Origin of the sequence: Carnobacterium sp. AT7, assembly GCF_000171855.1 — a bacterium.
Classification (GTDB): domain Bacteria; phylum Bacillota; class Bacilli; order Lactobacillales; family Carnobacteriaceae; genus Carnobacterium_B; species Carnobacterium_B jeotgali.
In genome coordinates, this window is sequence record NZ_ABHH01000004.1 from 45,064 (window position 1) to 62,500 (window position 17,437).

The 17,437-nt window shown below is 38.3% G+C and carries 11 protein-coding genes, 8 tRNA genes, 4 rRNA genes and 1 riboswitch (1 of these 24 cut by a window edge); of the genes, 1 reads left to right on the forward strand and 22 read right to left on the reverse strand.

Annotation, left to right across the window (positions count from 1 at the left end; genetic code table 11):
• Window positions 1-92: 92 nt before the first annotated feature.
• Window positions 93-2,759 (reverse strand): cation-translocating P-type ATPase, encoded by a 2,667-nt coding sequence (locus CAT7_RS02445; protein WP_007721634.1) that lies wholly within the window; start codon window positions 2,757-2,759, stop codon window positions 93-95.
• A 237-nt stretch (window positions 2,760-2,996) separates the two neighbouring features.
• Between CAT7_RS02445 and CAT7_RS02450 the strand changes: the two genes are divergently transcribed.
• Window positions 2,997-3,686 carry a zinc metallopeptidase gene (locus tag CAT7_RS02450; RefSeq protein ID WP_007721635.1) on the forward strand — a complete coding sequence of 230 codons (690 nt, stop codon included), beginning with the start codon at window positions 2,997-2,999 and terminating at the stop codon, window positions 3,684-3,686.
• Window positions 3,687-4,017: 331 nt separating this feature from the next.
• On the opposite strand, the gene CAT7_RS02455 is transcribed toward CAT7_RS02450, so the two are convergent.
• From CAT7_RS02455 to CAT7_RS02555, 21 genes are all read right to left on the reverse strand, one after another.
• Entirely contained in the window at window positions 4,018-4,434 is a 417-nt protein-coding gene (locus tag CAT7_RS02455) for a hypothetical protein (RefSeq protein WP_231549448.1), read from the reverse strand.
• Window positions 4,435-4,583: 149 nt separating this feature from the next.
• Complete coding sequence (locus CAT7_RS02460; protein WP_007721637.1) at window positions 4,584-6,287, reverse strand: Na+/H+ antiporter NhaC family protein; 1,704 nt, start codon at window positions 6,285-6,287, stop codon at window positions 4,584-4,586.
• Between the two features lie 99 nt (window positions 6,288-6,386).
• A riboswitch (Lysine riboswitch) is annotated at window positions 6,387-6,566 on the reverse strand.
• Between the two features lie 86 nt (window positions 6,567-6,652).
• Window positions 6,653-7,339 carry a DUF554 domain-containing protein gene (locus CAT7_RS02465; RefSeq protein WP_007721638.1) on the reverse strand — a complete coding sequence of 229 codons (687 nt, stop codon included), beginning with the start codon at window positions 7,337-7,339 and terminating at the stop codon, window positions 6,653-6,655.
• A 183-nt stretch (window positions 7,340-7,522) separates the two neighbouring features.
• Window positions 7,523-8,881: a phosphoglucosamine mutase gene (glmM, locus tag CAT7_RS02470; RefSeq protein ID WP_007721639.1), complete on the reverse strand. Its 1,359-nt coding sequence runs from the start codon at window positions 8,879-8,881 to the stop codon at window positions 7,523-7,525.
• A gap of 68 nt (window positions 8,882-8,949) precedes the next feature.
• On the reverse strand, window positions 8,950-9,279 hold the full coding sequence (locus CAT7_RS02475; RefSeq protein WP_007721640.1) for a CdaR family protein: 330 nt from the start codon (window positions 9,277-9,279) through the stop codon (window positions 8,950-8,952).
• Entirely contained in the window at window positions 9,273-10,091 is an 819-nt protein-coding gene (locus CAT7_RS02480) for a CdaR family protein (RefSeq protein WP_007721641.1), read from the reverse strand. Before CAT7_RS02480 ends, CAT7_RS02475 begins: the two co-directional genes overlap by 7 nt.
• A complete protein-coding gene (gene cdaA / locus CAT7_RS02485; protein WP_007721643.1) occupies window positions 10,091-10,930 on the reverse strand; it encodes a diadenylate cyclase CdaA in 840 nt (279 codons plus the stop codon). Before cdaA ends, CAT7_RS02480 begins: the two co-directional genes overlap by 1 nt.
• Window positions 10,931-11,139: 209 nt before the next feature.
• Window positions 11,140-11,212 (reverse strand) — tRNA-Lys (locus tag CAT7_RS02490).
• A gap of 15 nt (window positions 11,213-11,227) precedes the next feature.
• Window positions 11,228-11,343: ribosomal RNA gene (rrf, locus tag CAT7_RS02495) — 5S ribosomal RNA — on the reverse strand.
• Between the two features lie 37 nt (window positions 11,344-11,380).
• Window positions 11,381-11,452, reverse strand: a tRNA-Gln gene (locus CAT7_RS02500).
• Window positions 11,453-11,456: 4 nt separating this feature from the next.
• Window positions 11,457-11,540, reverse strand: a tRNA-Tyr gene (locus CAT7_RS02505).
• Between the two features lie 42 nt (window positions 11,541-11,582).
• A tRNA-Thr gene (locus tag CAT7_RS02510) sits at window positions 11,583-11,655 on the reverse strand.
• Between the two features lie 23 nt (window positions 11,656-11,678).
• Window positions 11,679-11,750 (reverse strand) — tRNA-Glu (locus tag CAT7_RS02515).
• 199 nt (window positions 11,751-11,949) lie between these two features.
• Complete coding sequence (locus CAT7_RS02520; protein ID WP_007721645.1) at window positions 11,950-12,228, reverse strand: GNAT family N-acetyltransferase; 279 nt, start codon at window positions 12,226-12,228, stop codon at window positions 11,950-11,952.
• Window positions 12,229-12,318: 90 nt separating this feature from the next.
• Entirely contained in the window at window positions 12,319-13,314 is a 996-nt protein-coding gene (locus CAT7_RS02525) for a zinc-dependent alcohol dehydrogenase family protein (protein WP_007721647.1), read from the reverse strand.
• 220 nt (window positions 13,315-13,534) lie between these two features.
• Window positions 13,535-13,607, reverse strand: a tRNA-Thr gene (locus CAT7_RS02530).
• Window positions 13,608-13,648: 41 nt separating this feature from the next.
• Window positions 13,649-13,722, reverse strand: a tRNA-Asn gene (locus tag CAT7_RS02535).
• 12 nt (window positions 13,723-13,734) lie between these two features.
• Window positions 13,735-13,850 (reverse strand): 5S ribosomal RNA (rrf, locus tag CAT7_RS02540).
• 91 nt (window positions 13,851-13,941) lie between these two features.
• Window positions 13,942-16,862 (reverse strand): 23S ribosomal RNA (locus CAT7_RS02545).
• Between the two features lie 161 nt (window positions 16,863-17,023).
• Window positions 17,024-17,096, reverse strand: a tRNA-Ala gene (locus CAT7_RS02550).
• A 100-nt stretch (window positions 17,097-17,196) separates the two neighbouring features.
• Window positions 17,197-17,437 (reverse strand): 16S ribosomal RNA (locus CAT7_RS02555); it runs 1,321 nt beyond the window's last position.
• The 16S, 23S and 5S rRNA genes sit together here with 3 tRNA genes alongside, the layout of an rRNA operon.

A 17,437-nucleotide genomic window follows, 5' to 3' on the forward strand; every position in this document is an offset into this window, starting at 1 on the left:
ACGCCTTTTTTACAAGCACAATATTTTTTTTATCTACCTTCTTTCTATAAAAAAAGCATTCCTAAAATCAGGAATGCTTTTCTTTATTTAGTTTATTCTTTTGAAAACTTTCGCATAAAGAATTTCACTATTTCTACTAAAGGAATAATGGAAATAGCAGATCCTAATACTAACAGCCATTGATTCATATTTAATGATGACACACTAAATGCATCATTTAAACCAGGTATTAATATAACGGCACTTAATAATGCTGCTGATAATAAAATAGCTAAGTTAAATGTTTTATTTTTGAAAAATCCAACCGTGAATAGCGATTTTTTGATCGATTTGACATTAAATGCATGGAATAATTGTAATAACCCTAGTGTAGCAAATGCCATTGTTAACGCATCTTCATGAACGAGATGTAAATCATTTGGATGTGCTGGATAGTGAGTTGCCCACCAGTACACAAATAATGTAATTCCTCCTTCAAAAATCCCTTGATAAATCAGACTAGGAAGAACTCCATTTGAAAAGAAAGTTGCTTTTCTTCCTCTTGGTGGCTTTTTCATTGCGTCCGCTTCAGCTGGTTCCAACCCTAAGGCAATTGCTGGGAAAGTATCTGTCACAAGATTGATCCATAAAATATGGACCGGTGCTAGAATATTCCACCCTAGTAAAGTAGCAATAAACAAAGTAAGCACTTCACCTAAGTTAGCTGATAATAGAAATTGAATCGCTTTTTGAATATTTGAAAAAACTTTCCGTCCTTCTTCGACTGAAACGACAATCGTTGAAAAATTATCATCTGCTAAAACCATATCACTAGCGCCTTTGGAAACTTCAGTACCTGTAATTCCCATTCCAATTCCGATATCAGCTGTTTTAAGTGCTGGCGCATCATTTACTCCATCACCTGTCATGGCAACGATTTTACCAGCTTTTTGCCAAGCTTTAACAATGCGAACTTTATGTTCAGGGGACACCCTAGCATATACAGAATAATCTTTCACTTGTGTTGCAAAATCTTGATCACTGATTTTATCTAATTCTGCTCCCGTTAAAACGCCACCTTGTTGTGTTTCTTCCAATATACCTAAACGTCGTGCAATCGCTTCTGCTGTATCTCTGTGGTCTCCAGTAATCATTACCGGACGAATCCCTGCTTCTCTTGCTACTCTAACAGCATCTTTAGCTTCGGCACGTTCTGGATCAATCATACCCGTTAGCCCAGCAAAAACTAAGTCTTGTTCAACACCTTGCGTAGTTACATCGGTTGGCAGTTGATCAACAATTTTATAAGCCATCGCTAGCACTCGTAAAGCTTGCGTTGCTAAATCATGGTTCATATCTAAAATAGTTTCTTTCATTTTTTCATCTAACGGTTGAATCTCGCCTTTATTATCTACTTGTGTACATCTTTTTAACAGTTCGTCAGGTGCACCTTTTGTTCCAATGAAAAATTTCCCATCAGGCAACTGATGAATCGTAGACATCAATTTGCGATCCGACTCAAAAGGAACTTCCGCAACACGAGGCTCTTTGGTTAATTCCTCTTTCACATTCATTCCTTTATCCAATGCAAATTTCACCATTGCTGTTTCTGTTGGATCACCAATCAATGTTCCGTCATTTGCGATTTGGGTATCATTACTATATGTCATTACTCGAACAATGGGAGCTAGTAAATCAATCTCGTCTTTACTACTTTGTATAGCACCATTAAGATAAATCTTTTCAATTGTCATTTTATTCATCGTTAATGTACCCGTTTTATCAGAACAAATAATATCCGTGCTGCCCAATGTTTCAACAGCTGGTAAATTTCGGATCAATGCTTTTCGTTTTGCCATTTTTTGCGTTCCTAAAGCTAATATAATTGTTACAATCGCAGGAAGTCCTTCAGGTATGGCCGCAACGGCTAAAGAAATCGACGTTAACAGCATATCTAACCATTCACGGCCATTAAACATCCCTACCCCAAACATCACGACAGCAACGACTAAAATTACAATCGTTAAGTATTTTCCTAACCGATTCAAGTTTTCTTGTAAAGGTGTCATTGTTTCTTCAGAAGTAGCCAGCATATCTGCAATTTTGCCTACCTCTGTGTTCATACCTGTTCCAACAACAATCCCTTCTCCACGACCATAAGTTACATTGCTGTTCATATATGCCATATTGAGTCGGTCGCCAATACCTACTTTTTCATCTTCAATTACAGTAATGTCTTTTGATACAGCTTCAGATTCTCCCGTTAAAGCAGATTCTTCTATTTTAAGAGAAGCAATTTCAATTAACCGTAAATCAGCTGCTACTACATCTCCAGCTTCTAATAATAATATATCTCCAGGAACTAATTGGTCGCTTTTCAAAGAAACAACATTTCCATCTCGTTTGACTCTGGCTTCCGGAGAAGACATCTTTTTCAAAGCATCAATTGCTTCTTCCGCTTTAGCTTCTTGATACACTCCTAATATAGCATTTAAAACTACAACAACTAAGATAATAATAGCATCTGTAACATCTCCGAAAATAGCTGAAATAAGAGCAGCTGCTAATAAGACTAAAATCATAAAATCTTTAAATTGTTCTAAAAATTTAACCACGATACTCTTAGATTTGCCTTGATTCAGTTCGTTTGGTCCAAATTCGGCGATCCGCTTTTCAGCTTCACTTGATGTAAGTCCCTGTTGGGTCGTTTCCATTTTTTTCAAAACTGTTTCTTCATCTTGTGCAAAAAAAGTTTCTTTCAATTGCTGCTTTTTTTCCATTTCCCATCCATCCTCTCCAATTTAAAAGTTGTTAGTACAGAAAAACAAATGATCTTTCCCTTATAAATTTGATTATAACTTTTGACATTTCTTTAAGCAAAGTATCTGAGTTTCAATATTTAGTTTTTCAACATATTTTATTTAACAAAGAATTGCTAATATTACGAAAATCTTCACATATGACATTCATCGCTTGTGTTATACTAATCAAAAGGAAGTAGAAAGGTGGAAATCGAGATGTTTTTCTTTGATCAAACTTATATTTTAATTATTATCGGTGTTCTATTATCTGGAATTGCAAGCTCATTCGTCAAAAGTACGTATGAAAAATATAGTAACGTGACGAATGCAAAAGGATACACTGCCACTGAAGTTTCGCGTCTTATTTTAGATAATGCCGGATTGCAGCATGTAAAGATTGAGGCTGTCAGAGGTGATTTAACAGACCATTATGATTCTAGTGCAGACATTTTACGTCTATCCGATGCCACCCGTCATTCACGCTCAGTTGCTGCTATTGGTGTCGCTGCTCATGAAGTAGGACACGCTATCCAAGATCAAAAAAATTATATTCCATTAAAACTAAGAAGCGCTTTGGTTCCAGCTACAAACTTTGGCCAAAAAATTTCTTTTCCAATGATTTTATTAGGTGTTATTTTTGGATACAACCAGACTTTGATCAATCTGGGAATCATTTTCTTCTCTGTGGCACTGATTTTCCAAGTAGTTACGTTACCGGTTGAATTTAATGCTTCTAACCGAGCCATTGCTATTTTAAGAGACCAACAAATTTTAAATTCTACTGAAGTTCCGCAAGCTAAAAAAGTCTTAGATGCTGCAGCTCTTACTTATGTTGCGGCAGCCATTGCTTCTTTCTTACAAGTCCTCAGATTAGTTTTACTATTTGGCGGCAGAAGAAATAATTAAATTATGATTTTATATAGATAAAAAGAGAATCCAAATTTGGATTCTCTTTTTTGGCTCTATACTTTTTAGTGTGGATAGATGAATGTAGTTCATGCTTAACACTTCTGGGGAATTGGATTGCTTGTAGCCCTGTAAAGTATTCAATGCGAATGACATCGCTTTAGCGATTAAGCTGTGTTTGAGGCTTGAAAATTCTTAAGACTTTAGACTTAAGACTGTACCAGGGCTCTTACAAGCAAATCCGTCTATTCCGAAAGAATTTTTAAAAGCAGCCACACTATTTGACGAAGATTCTCTTTTTTATGGTTCTTTATTAAGTTGAACGTATTTTTCATTTAAAAGTATGAGGTCTTTGATTTCTTTTTGAAAACAATTGAGTTAATAATAATACAAGTGAAAGTAGCCCACTTATTTCAGTAAGAATTAAAGCGACTATACTGTTGTCTTGAAAGAAAAAGATGCTGCCTATCACTACACCAATAAATGCACCTAAATGATAATAGACTCTTTTCATTTGTTCTTTTATTAAAGAAACGAGTATGCCAATCAAAGGAAAGTTTGGTATCAATAAAAATATCCATGCAGTAAGCAATACGTTTACTATTTTCCCAATAGGACTGAGATCTAAAATAGCATCACTACCAAATGAGCCATATAAAAATAACGGGATTGTAAGAAAATTCCACGCAATCAACAAAACTACACTAACTGTTACTATGAAAGTTTTCTTTTGATTTGCTTTCATCATTGCTCCCTCATTTCTAATTTCACCTTTAGAAACACGTTAAAATAGAACTCTTACTTTCTTTTATACTTTATTATATCATTTCTTTTAGTAAAACCTTCTGGTGTAAATCTTCGTTTTATACTCTTATATTTTCATAAAATTTGTTTTACTCATTTCTTTTCTTCAACCGATTTACCAAAGAAGTAAACAACTAAAATAATAACAATCATTGATACTGGAAGTACAAGTCCTATCGGCAGGCCTAATCCAACTGGAAGAAAACCAAATAATACGGTAATCATTCCTACTACAATGGCATAAGGCAATTGTGTTCGAACATGTTCCATATGATTTACACCTGCGCCCATAGAAGAAAGAATGGTCGTATCAGAAATGGGTGAACAATGATCTCCAAAAATAGCTCCAGTTAAAACAGCTCCTGCTGAAATAACAATAAACTCTGGATCAGGTGACAAAGCTGCTGCTAACGGTATCGTCAATGGCATTAAAATCCCCATCGTTCCATAAGATGTGCCCGTTGCAAAGGAAATAATAGAACCTAGAATAAAAATAACAGAAGGCAATAAAAATGCAGGCATGGAATCAGATAATAATGAAACTAAGAATTGAGCTGTTCCTAAATCTGTAATAATTTCGCTCAATGACCATGCCAATAACAAAATAGCTCCAGTAATAATAAGAGATTTCATTCCGTTTATCCAAGTTTCGACTGCTTGACCCCATGTAAAAGTTTTTTGTGCCACTCCCATAGCCATAGCAACTAGGCTGGCCAACAAAGCCGCTTGAAACAATACAATACTTGCATCTGATGCTCCAAATGCTTCCTGAATGGCCGTAAACGAATACGGACTCTCTTTTAACAAATCAATTAACATGCTATTTTCTCCAGCTAAAATAGCATGATAACCGTTGGCATAAAAACCGACAATAGCAACAACAATTAAGGTCCCAATAGGAACAATGGCATTCCAAATACTTAAGTGAACCCCTTCAGCTGGTTCCATTTCATCAATTTCATTTACAACACTTGGATTGATTTCATCTTTATTTTCTTGATCGTATTTTCTTGCTCTTCTTTCTGCTGTCAACATAGGACCAAATTCTTTTAAAAAAACGGCAGTACATAGTACAAATACAAGCATTAAAATATTATAAAAACGATAAGGAATTGTTTCAACAAAAATACTATAGGCATTTACCTCTTGGCCAATTGCTTCATATCCATCTTTGATTAATCCTACTTCATAACCAACCCAAGTAGAAATCAATGCAATTCCAGCAATTGGAGCAGCTGTAGCATCAACGATAAACGATAGTTTTTCGCGCGAAACTTTCTTTTCATCTGTTACCGGTCGCATAACTGGACCAACTATTAATGAATTTGCATAATCATCAAAGAAAAGTAGTACACCTAAAATCCACGTAATAACTTGAGCGCTAATAGGTCCTTTGGCTTTCTTAGATAATGCATTTGCAACAGCCTTTGCTCCTCCCATTTTTGTCATCAATGCAATTAAGCCTCCAATTGTTAGAACTTGCAAAATAATCCCTGCATTCCACGGATCAGCTAATGAGTTTAACGTGTAATCAACTATACTCAAAAATGATTGCATGAAGGCATAAAAAACAGAGCCGTCTGCTAAATGTAAGACAAAACCTCCTGCAAAAATACCAAAGAACAATGAAATAATAACATCTTTTGAAATAAACGCTAAAATTATAGATACAACCGGTGGCACTAAAGAAAACCAGCCGAAGTCTACGGTAGATCCAACAGAATCTCTGAACTCTCCATTAATTGAAAACAACATAAACGCAAGAATAAATAAACCAATAACCACTTTTTTCTTCATTCTAAACTCCCTTTCTATTTGTGCGCACAAAAAAACACCTTGAGTTCTATACAACTCAAGGTGCTAGAATAGTTCCATATGTAATGTCCCTTTAACCCTTTTGTTGATAGTCCTCCAAAAATTTCGTGACAAAATTTTTGACAGTGTTAAACATATTCTGCTTAACCCCAGCATAAAGTACTTGGCAATACTTTACACTTCGGCAATTTTCCCTTTCCAGTTATTAGCTTGTGCCTTCATAATAACTGTACTCTTAAAAATTGCGCCTCTATCTCTCTATTAAATTACGTTTTTAAATATACTATAATAGCAATACTTATGCAACTAAAACTACCCAAGCTATTTTAATTGATGATTCTTGTACTCTAATAAAACAATCCAAAAATAATTGGAATGAAAGCTGCAGGTGCATAATTCATTATTTTTAAATCTGTTATTTTAAGCATATTCAAAGCTAAACCGATTATTAAAAGAGACCCTACACAGGTCATTTCATTAATGACTGTATCTGTTAGTAGCGGAGCCAACATGCTTGCTAACAAAGCAATAGTCCCTTCATAAATGAGAACTAATCCTCCTGCTAGTAAAACGCCCACTCCTAAACTTGAAGCTAATACAAGAGCTGCTATGGCGTCAATCAATGATTTAGCTAGTAACGTTTCATGATTCCCCGTTAACCCACTTTGTAATGCTCCTACGATTGACATAGCCCCTACACAGACTAATAAACTAGCTGTTATAAATCCTTTAGAAATTGATACTGTATCTTCTTTGGGACGAAATTTAGTTTCCATTAACAGACCTAACTGATTTACTTTCTTATCTAAATCCAATCCTTCGCCAATGATAACACCAATGACCATTGAACCTATCGTAATGATAATATTTTCTCCAGCCATCGCACCACTAAAACCTATGTACAAAACGCAAAGAGCTAAACCATTCATAATCGCTTCACTTATCCGTTTGGATAGTCCTTTATTTAATAACAATCCAATACTACCACCGAGAACAACCGCTACCCCATTAATAAGTGCCCCAAATAATATCACTTTATATCCCCTTTCAACATTGCAACTAACTAAAAATAAGTATAGTTGCAATACGTCTTTTAAGCAACACTCATTTTTGTATTTACTACTTGATCTTAAATCTAACGACAACAAAAAAAGAGTTCTAAATCAATGATTTAGAACTCTTTTTTTTGTCGTAAAATAAGCGACTAGAAAAGATTTTTATTCAGCCAATCCAATTTCTTCTTTTACAACAGAAGCAATTCGATCAACATAAAGATTTACTTTTTCTTGGGAAGGAGCTTCTGCCATAACACGTAGTAATGGTTCTGTTCCACTAGGACGAACCAAAATACGTCCATCTCCGTTCATTTCACTTTCAACTTCATCAATGATCGCTTTTATAGCTGGAACATCCATTGCTCCATTTTTATCGCTGACACGAATATTCACTAATTTTTGCGGATATGTTTGAACTTCTGCAGCTAGTTCTGACAATTTTTTGCCTGTTTCTTTCATAACATTCAACAATTGAATTCCTGATAACATTCCGTCACCAGTCGTATTGTAATCCAAGAACACCATATGTCCTGACTGTTCTCCACCAAAGTTATACCCATTTTTACGCATTTCCTCTACTACATAACGGTCTCCCACTTTAGTTTGAAGAGCAATCATATTATTTGCTTCAATGGCTTTATGGAAACCTAAATTACTCATAACAGTAGAAACGATTGTATCTTTTTTCAGACGACCTTTTTCTTGCAGATACTTACCGCAAATGAACATGATTTTATCTCCGTCAATAATGTTCCCTAGCTCATCAACTGCTATAACTCGGTCTCCATCACCATCAAATGCTAAACCAGCGTCTGCTCCTTTTTCAACTACAAATTTAGCCAAATTTTCAGGATGTGTTGATCCAACACCATCATTAATATTCAGTCCATTTGGTGTAGCTGCCATTACGTCAAATTCTGTTTCTAAATCTGCAAATAAACGGTTAATAAGAGGACTTGTTGATCCATTAGCACCATCTAAGCAAACTTGTAAGCCAGCTAAATCATTGGGAATAGTTTGTTGTAAAAATTGTGTGTATTTCAATGCACCTTCAGGATATTCATCAACAGTACCTAGACCTTGTGCAATAGGACGAGGCAAATTATCATTATCTTCATCCAATAGTGCTTCAATTTCTAATTCAGTTTCATCAGATAATTTGAATCCATCAGATCCAAAAAATTTAATACCGTTATCAGGAGCAGGATTGTGAGAAGCTGATATCATTACACCTGCTGCAGCTCCTTGGACACGTGTTAAATAAGCAACTCCAGGAGTTGATATAATCCCTAGTTTCATTACTTCGATTCCGACTGATAAAAGACCAGCAATTAAGGCAGATTCTAACATCTCACCAGAAATACGAGTATCTCTTCCAACTAAAACACGTGGATGTTTCTCTCCTTCAGCATGTTGAGTCAAAACAAACCCACCATATCTTCCTAACTTAAAAGCCAATTCTGGAGTTAACTCAGAGTTAGCAACCCCTCTTACTCCATCTGTTCCAAAATATTTTCCCATTTTTACTTTACCCCTTTTCAAAGTTTGAGCCTTATTCAAAAATAATTTGCTCTATCTTATTCACTTACTTATTCACTGGATTCAATTACTGAATCATTTAATTGTTCTTTTGAAGAACTTGAAGAAGATTCACTTTCATTTTTTACAGACGCACTTGATGAACTAGACTCACTTGATGAACTAGATTCACTTGAACTTGAGTTTTTCTTACTTGTGTCAGTCGGACTTTGTTCATTTTCTATTGGATTTTTTTTAGTAACGGTAATGGTTACCTCAATTTCCTTTGGATCTACCAGTGTTACCCCTTCAATTAAAGGCAACTCAATCGTTTGAGTGATTGTTTTAGTTATATCTGTCACATCAACATCAACTGGATAACTACTTAAGTTCTTTAACACTTCATTATTTGCTTGAACTGAAACGTCTGTATCCGTTTGATTATTAGCCCTAGTTCATAAGTAAAACCATCATTGGCAGTACCCGTTTGATTTAAGACTAACGGTATTTCCTTAGATGTGGGATTAACAGGTATATTAACCGTTACCTCACTAGGATTAAGATCAACGTCTAATTTTTTACCATAAGCATCACTAACAAGAATAGGAAGTGTCTGAACAATATCTTTTGTAATACCCTCTTCTTCATTCACAACTACCTTAACCGCAGATACTTGGTCAATTGTAGAAGCAGTACCGGTTAGTTCTACTGTTTCGTAATTAATAGTTGGTGTACCTGCCTCATACCCACTAGCAATTAATGACTTATCAAATTCAACATCTACACTAAAAGTTTCTACCTTTTTTTCTTCAATTGTTATAGTTACCTCTTGTGGCGAAATCTTATATTTCAATTGAGGCGAAAGGCCTTCTGCAACTAATTCTATTGTATGAGTACCAACCCCTAAACTATCTAAATCAGTCGCTACAATATCAAAATTTTTAGTTGTTTTAGTATTTAATACAATACTGGAAGGTCCTGATATTTCAACAGATACTGTTTCTGGAAACCCCGTTACATAATAGTTATCTTGATCAATTTCAACAACTATTGGCACATCAAGTATCGTATCCGTTGTAGTCGCACTTAGTCCATCAACACTACTAGTAGTTTGCCCTCTATTATTACTGCTATTTACATACGCAAAGAGGAGAATAGCAAATACGAGTGCAACGACCTTCATAAACCATGGATTATTGTAAATCTTCTCCATTATTTAGAAGCCCCCTTTTTAAAACTATCCACTAGTTCTTGAAAAGAATTTTTCTTCGCTTCTTTTTCAACAACAATTAAGTTTTTTCTTAAGAATTTTTCAAAATCATCTTTAGATAATTCTCGTAATAATTCGCCTTTATATGAAATGCTCACTCCACCAGTTTCTTCAGAAACAATGATTGTTACAGCATCTGTTACTTCACTCAAACCAATTGCAGCTCGATGACGTGTTCCTAATTCTTTAGAAATCAACGTGCTCTCAGATAGTGGCAAATAACTAGCAGCCGATGCTATTTTATAGTCTCTAATAATGACAGCACCATCATGTAATGGCGTATTAGGAATAAAAATATTAATCAATAATTCACTAGATATATCTGCATCTAAAGCAATTCCTGTCCCAATAAACTCATCTAATTCTGTATCCATCTGGATAGAAATCAATGCGCCAATTCTTCTTTTCGCCATATACTGAACAGCTTTTGCCAATTGTTGAACCAAATTTTCTCCAGGATTGATTTTTCTTTTTGCTCGGTTGAATATGGATCCTCGACCAAGATGCTCTAAGCCTCTTCGCAGTTCTGGCTGGAAAATGATAATAATTGCAAGGACACTCCATTGAATTACTAAATCAACAATCCAATCCAATGTTTGCAACCCCAAGAAGAAACTGACGATTTTTATTAACATGATGACTGCAATTCCTTTTAATAATTGAACAGCTCTTGTACCACGCAAAATTTTAATAAGTTGATAAATAAAAAACGTAACCACTAATATATCTACTACGTTAAGAAAATTTCGCCACGTTATTAACTGTGACCAATCTATAGACATACGCGCACCTCCTATACTGTTTCTGATTGTCACCCATTGTGTATTATACCATAATATCTCATATGAATAACATTATTCCACCTAATTGATACCCTCTTATCATTATTAACTTGGATACCTATTTCGGTTTCTAACAGTTATTTTATGATAATCGTTTCATTTTAAATACAAAAAAAACTTGCAACAGTAACTGTTACAAGTTTTTATTATGAGTCATGCAGGATTCGAACCTGCGACCCTCTGATTAAAAGTCAGATGCTCTACCAACTGAGCTAATGACTCAACATAAATGAATCTGCGTGGCAACGTCCTACTCTCACAAAGGGAAACCCTTCACTACCATCGGCGCTAAGAAGCTTAACTTCTGTGTTCGGCATGGGAACAGGTGTGACCTTCTTGCCATCATCACCACACAACATTCATTTGGATTATACTTGCATATTCATGCAACTGGGCTAGCTGGATTCGAACCAACGCGTGAGGGAGTCAAAGTCCCTTGCCTTACCGCTTGGCTATAGCCCATTAATGGTGGAGGGGGGCAGATTCGAACTGCCGAACCCGAAGGAGCGGATTTACAGTCCGCCGCGTTTAGCCACTTCGCTACCCCTCCATAATAAAATTATCTTTGCTATCAAATGATCATCTAAATGAATGCCGGCTAAAGGAGTTGAACCCTCGACCCTCTGATTACGATTCAGATGCTCTACCAACTGAGCTAAGCCGGCAAAAAATTTAATAAGAAAGAAAATGACCCGTACGGGAATCGAACCCGTGATACCGCCGTGAAAGGGCGGTGTCTTAACCGCTTGACCAACGGGCCATACGTGTAAATATTATTCAAGCACAAGGAATATTATATAAATAATCCAGTACAATGTAAAGACTATTCTTACATTTCTTTGCATTTTTAATCATTTTATAATCTTGAATAGTTTTATTTACCAAAAAAAGTGATTACGAATAATTCCTATCCATAATCACTTTAACAAAAAAGAACTCTTTATTCAATAGGACGATTACTATTCAGCTTCTATAGTTTTATATTTTTCAGGTTTTCTATTAAATAGTTCTTTTGCATAAGGACAAAGTGGAACAATTTTTTTGCCTTCACTTTCCATCTCTTCAACAACTCTATCTACTAGTTGCGCAGCAATACCTTGACCTCTTAAAGAAGGATCTACAAAAGTATGATCTAAAATTACTTTATCTTCACCTGAAGGAATATACGTTACTTCTGCAATTAATTTTCCGGACTCATCATTTTTGAAGAAACGATTTCCATTTTTTTCAAATTCCATACTAACACTTCCTTTTTAATTTACTTCATTAAGTTTAACACTTCTTGAATTAGATACCAAGAAAAGCCTTACAAAAAATGATTCGCTTTTTTATTTACTTACACGAAGAACTATCTTACCCATTTGTTCAGCTGCTTCCAATCGGTTAAAGGCTGCTTCATAATCCTCAAAATCAAATACTGTATCTATAATAGGCTTAATAGAATACCCTTCAATAAATTTGAGCATGTCCATATATTCTTCTCTACTCCCCATTGTCGTTCCTAGCAAAGTGTATTGGCCATAAAAAAACTCGCGCAAATTTAATTCAACAATATCACCAGTTGAAGATCCGAATAAAACCATTTTCCCACCTTTTTTTAATTGTTTCAACGATTGGTTAAAGGTTGCTGCTCCCACTGACTCTATTACACTATCCATTTTTTCATCATTAAGTTCTGGTGCCCAATCTTTTGTACTATTTATTCCTTTATCTGCTCCTAATTTTAGCGCCTTTTTCAATTTTTCATCAGACCGTGACGTTACATAAACTGTCGCACCAACTGCCTTAGCAAACTGAAGCAGGTATGTGGCTACTCCTCCGCCTATCCCTGGGATTAAAATGGTTTGCTGATTAGATACCTCACCTTTTGTGAAAAGTGCTCTATACGCTGTTAAAGCACTTAATGAAAGAACTCCTGATTCTTCCCATGTTAAATAACTAGGCTTCAGTGCTACAAAATTCTCATGAATAATAAACTCTTCTGAAAATGTTCCTTGTAGTGGATTTCCTAATATCTGGAAATTCTCTGGTGGGGCCTCAGTCTTATTTAACCAGCCTATACCAGGATTTACAATCACTTCATCACCTACATCAAACAAGGTTACTTCTGATCCTACTTCACTTATAATACCTGCACAATCCGATCCAACGATTAGAGGTCTACTCATCTTATTACGTCCATTAACAGTGGCCAAATCTCGATGATTTAATCCAATCGTTTTCACTTTGATCCTTACTTCTTTCTTACCTATTTCTTTAGTTTCGACTTTTTTTAGTTTCAGTCCTTTTATACCTGGAGTTTTTTCATGGATTAGAGCCTTCACATCAATCTTCCTCTCTTTGACTTTTTTCTATTCTGTTAAGTATATCAGTACTCTCCATTAGACTCAAAGAGCGCGATTTCCTACACTTTATTATCAAAAAAAGAATTGATCATAAAAGAATTAATAATGATTATTAATCTAACCTGAGATATTCCAGAAAAATTTATTTAGAAAACAAAAAAAAGACCTTAGAATTTCAAGGTCTCTTTCTATTTCTGTAAGCCACTTGCCGGATTTGAACCGGCGACCTCTTCCTTACCATGGAAGCGCTCTACCAACTGAGCTAAAGCGGCATTACTCAATTATACTATTAATTATTTGCAAAAAAAAAAGACTCCGCAAGTAGGACTCGAACCTACGACATCATGATTAACAGTCATGCGCTACTACCAACTGAGCTATTGCGGAATAATTGAATCTGCGTGGCAACGTCCTACTCTCACAAAGGGAAACCCTTCACTACCATCGGCGCTAAGAAGCTTAACTTCTGTGTTCGGCATGGGAACAGGTGTGACCTTCTTGCCATCATCACCACACAATTTCAATCAAGAGAACGTTGTTCTCTCAAAACTGGATAAGTTAACCATCATTTTTCGTTCTGAAACCGTCTTACACCGTTTAAAAAATTTGGTTAAGTCCTCGACCGATTAGTATTGGTCCGCTCCATCTATCGCTAGACTTCCACTTCCAACCTATCTACCTGATCATCTCTCAGGGGTCTTACTCACTTACGTGATGGGAAATCTCATCTTGAGGGGGGCTTCACGCTTAGATGCTTTCAGCGTTTATCCCGTCCACACATAGCTACCCAGCAATGCCCTTGGCAGAACAACTGGTACACCAGAGGTGTGTCCATCCCGGTCCTCTCGTACTAAGGACAGCTCCTCTCAAATTTCCTACGCCCGCGACGGATAGGGACCGAACTGTCTCACGACGTTCTGAACCCAGCTCGCGTACCGCTTTAATGGGCGAACAGCCCAACCCTTGGGACCGACTACAGCCCCAGGATGCGATGAGCCGACATCGAGGTGCCAAACCTCCCCGTCGATGTGGACTCTTGGGGGAGATAAGCCTGTTATCCCCAGGGTAGCTTTTATCCGTTGAGCGATGGCCCTTCCATGCGGAACCACCGGATCACTAAGCCCGACTTTCGTCCCTGCTCGACTTGTAGGTCTCGCAGTCAAGCTCCCTTATGCCTTTACACTCTGCGAATGATTTCCAACCATTCTGAGGGAACCTTTGGGCGCCTCCGTTACACTTTAGGAGGCGACCGCCCCAGTCAAACTGCCCGTCAGACACTGTCTCCCAGCCCGATAAGGGCTGTGGGTTAGAGTGGTCATACAGCAAGGGTAGTATCCCACCAACGCCTCCACCAAGACTGGCGTCCTGGCTTCATTGGCTCCTACCTATCCTGTACAAGCTGTACAAACACTCAATATCAAACTGCAGTAAAGCTCCATGGGGTCTTTCCGTCCTGTCGCGGGTAACCTGCATCTTCACAGGTACTATAATTTCACCGAGTCTCTCGTTGAGACAGTGCCCAGATCGTTACGCCTTTCGTGCGGGTCGGAACTTACCCGACAAGGAATTTCGCTACCTTAGGACCGTTATAGTTACGGCCGCCGTTTACTGGGGCTTCAATTCTGAGCTTCGCCCGAGAGCTAACCCATCCTCTTAACCTTCCAGCACCGGGCAGGCGTCAGCCCCTATACGTCATCTTACGATTTTGCAGAGACCTGTGTTTTTGATAAACAGTCGCCTGGGCCTATTCACTGCGGCTGACCAATTGGTCAGCACCCCTTCTCCCGAAGTTACGGGGTCATTTTGCCGAGTTCCTTAACGAGAGTTCTCTCGCACACCTTAGGATTCTCTCCTCGACTACCTGTGTCGGTTTGCGGTACGGGCAGTTTGTTTCTAACTAGAAGCTTTTCTTGACAGTGTGACATCGGGAACTTCGGTACTTAATTTCCCTCCCCATCACAACTTGTTCTTAAAGAAGCAAGCATTTGACTCACTTCAAAACTTGTTGCTTGGACGCGCATATCCAACAGCGCGTATTCCTTAGCCTACTGTGTCCCTCCATTGTTCAAACAAAACAAACTGGTACAGGAATCTCAACCTGTTGTCCATCGTCTACGCCATTCGGCCTCGACTTAGGTCCCGACTAACCCTGGGAGGACGAGCCTTCCCCAGGAAACCTTAGTCATTCGGTGGACGGGATTCTCACCCGTCTTTCGCTACTCATACCGGCATTCTCACTTCTAAGCGCTCCACTAGTCCTCACGATCTAGCTTCAACGCCCTTAGAACGCTCTCCTACCATAGAACCAATGGTTCTATCCACAGCTTCGGTGTTATGTTTAGCCCCGGTAAATTTTCGGCGCAGGGTCACTCGACTAGTGAGCTATTACGCACTCTTTAAATGATGGCTGCTTCTGAGCCAACATCCTAGTTGTCTAAGCAACTCCACATCCTTTTCCACTTAACATAAACTTTGGGACCTTAGCTGGTGGTCTGGGCTGTTTCCCTTTCGACTACGGATCTTATCACTCGCAGTCTGACTCCCGGATATAAATCAATGGCATTCGGAGTTTATCTGAATTCGGTAACCCGAGAAGGGCCCCTAGTCCAAACAGTTGCTCTACCTCCATGATTCTAATTCCGAGGCTAGCCCTAAAGCTATTTCGGAGAGAACCAGCTATCTCCAAGTTCGATTGGAATTTCTCCGCTACCCACACCTCATCCCCGCATTTTTCAACATACGTGGGTTCGGTCCTCCAGTGCGTATTACCGCACCTTCAACCTGGACATGGGTAGATCACTTGGTTTCGGGTCTACGACCACATACTCATTCGCCCTATTCAGACTCGCTTTCGCTGCGGCTCCGTCTCATCAACTTAACCTCGCATGGGATCGTAACTCGCCGGTTCATTCTACAAAAGGCACGCTATCACCCATTAACGGGCTTTAACTATTTGTAGGCACACGGTTTCAGGGGCTATTTCACTCCTCTTCCGAGGTTCTTTTCACCTTTCCCTCACGGTACTGGTTCACTATCGGTCACTAGGGAGTATTTAGCCTTGGGAGATGGTCCTCCCGGATTCCGACGGAATTTCTCGTGTTCCGCCGTACTCAGGATACTGATCAGAGTGAATTTGGTTTCGGATACAGGGCTTTTACCTTCTTCGGCAGACCTTTCCAGGTCGCTTCTCCTACCAAAATCATTTATGACTCTATGTGTTCAGTCCTACAACCCCAGAAAGCAAGCTTTCTGGTTTGGGCTATTCCCGTTTCGCTCGCCGCTACTCAGGGAATCGATTTTTCTTTCTCTTCCTGCAGGTACTTAGATGTTTCAGTTCTCTGCGTCTACCTCTACTGACCTATGTATTCAGTCAGCAGTAACATCCTATAAAAGATGCTGGGTTCCCCCATTCGGAAATCTTTGGATCAAAGCTCACTTACAGCTCCCCAAAGCATATCGGCGTTAGTCCCGTCCTTCATCGGCTCCTAGTGCCAAGGCATTCACCGTGCGCCCTTATTAACTTAACCTATGGTTAATCGTTAATTTTCAATACTCATCTTTCGATGAGAACCTTAAAAACTTACTTTTAAAAATTTTCGGTGTGTTTCTGGTTTCTTACTTGAATTACAATTTTTAACTTTATCCAGTTTTCAAAGAACAACTTAAATTTTCGCAACTAAAGTTGCAATGGAGCCTAGCGGGATCGAACCGCTGACCTCCTGCGTGCAAGGCAGGCGCTCTCCCAGCTGAGCTAAGGCCCCAAGAGCATTTATTTTATTATTATTATAGAAGAAAGATCATTGACCTCTCAAAACTAAACAAAGTAAGTACGAATGTGTGGGTTTCCGTTATATTCCTTAGAAAGGAGGTGATCCAGCCGCACCTTCCGATACGGCTACCTTGTTACGACTTCACCCCAATTATCTGTCCCACCTTAGGCGGCTGGCTCCCAAAAGGGTTACCTCACCGACTTCGGGTGTTACAAACTCTCGTGGTGTGACGGGCGGTGTGTACAAGACCCGGGAACGTATTCACCGCGGCGTGCTGATCCGCGATTACTAGCGATTCCGGCTTCATGCAGGCGAGTTGCAGCCTGCAATCC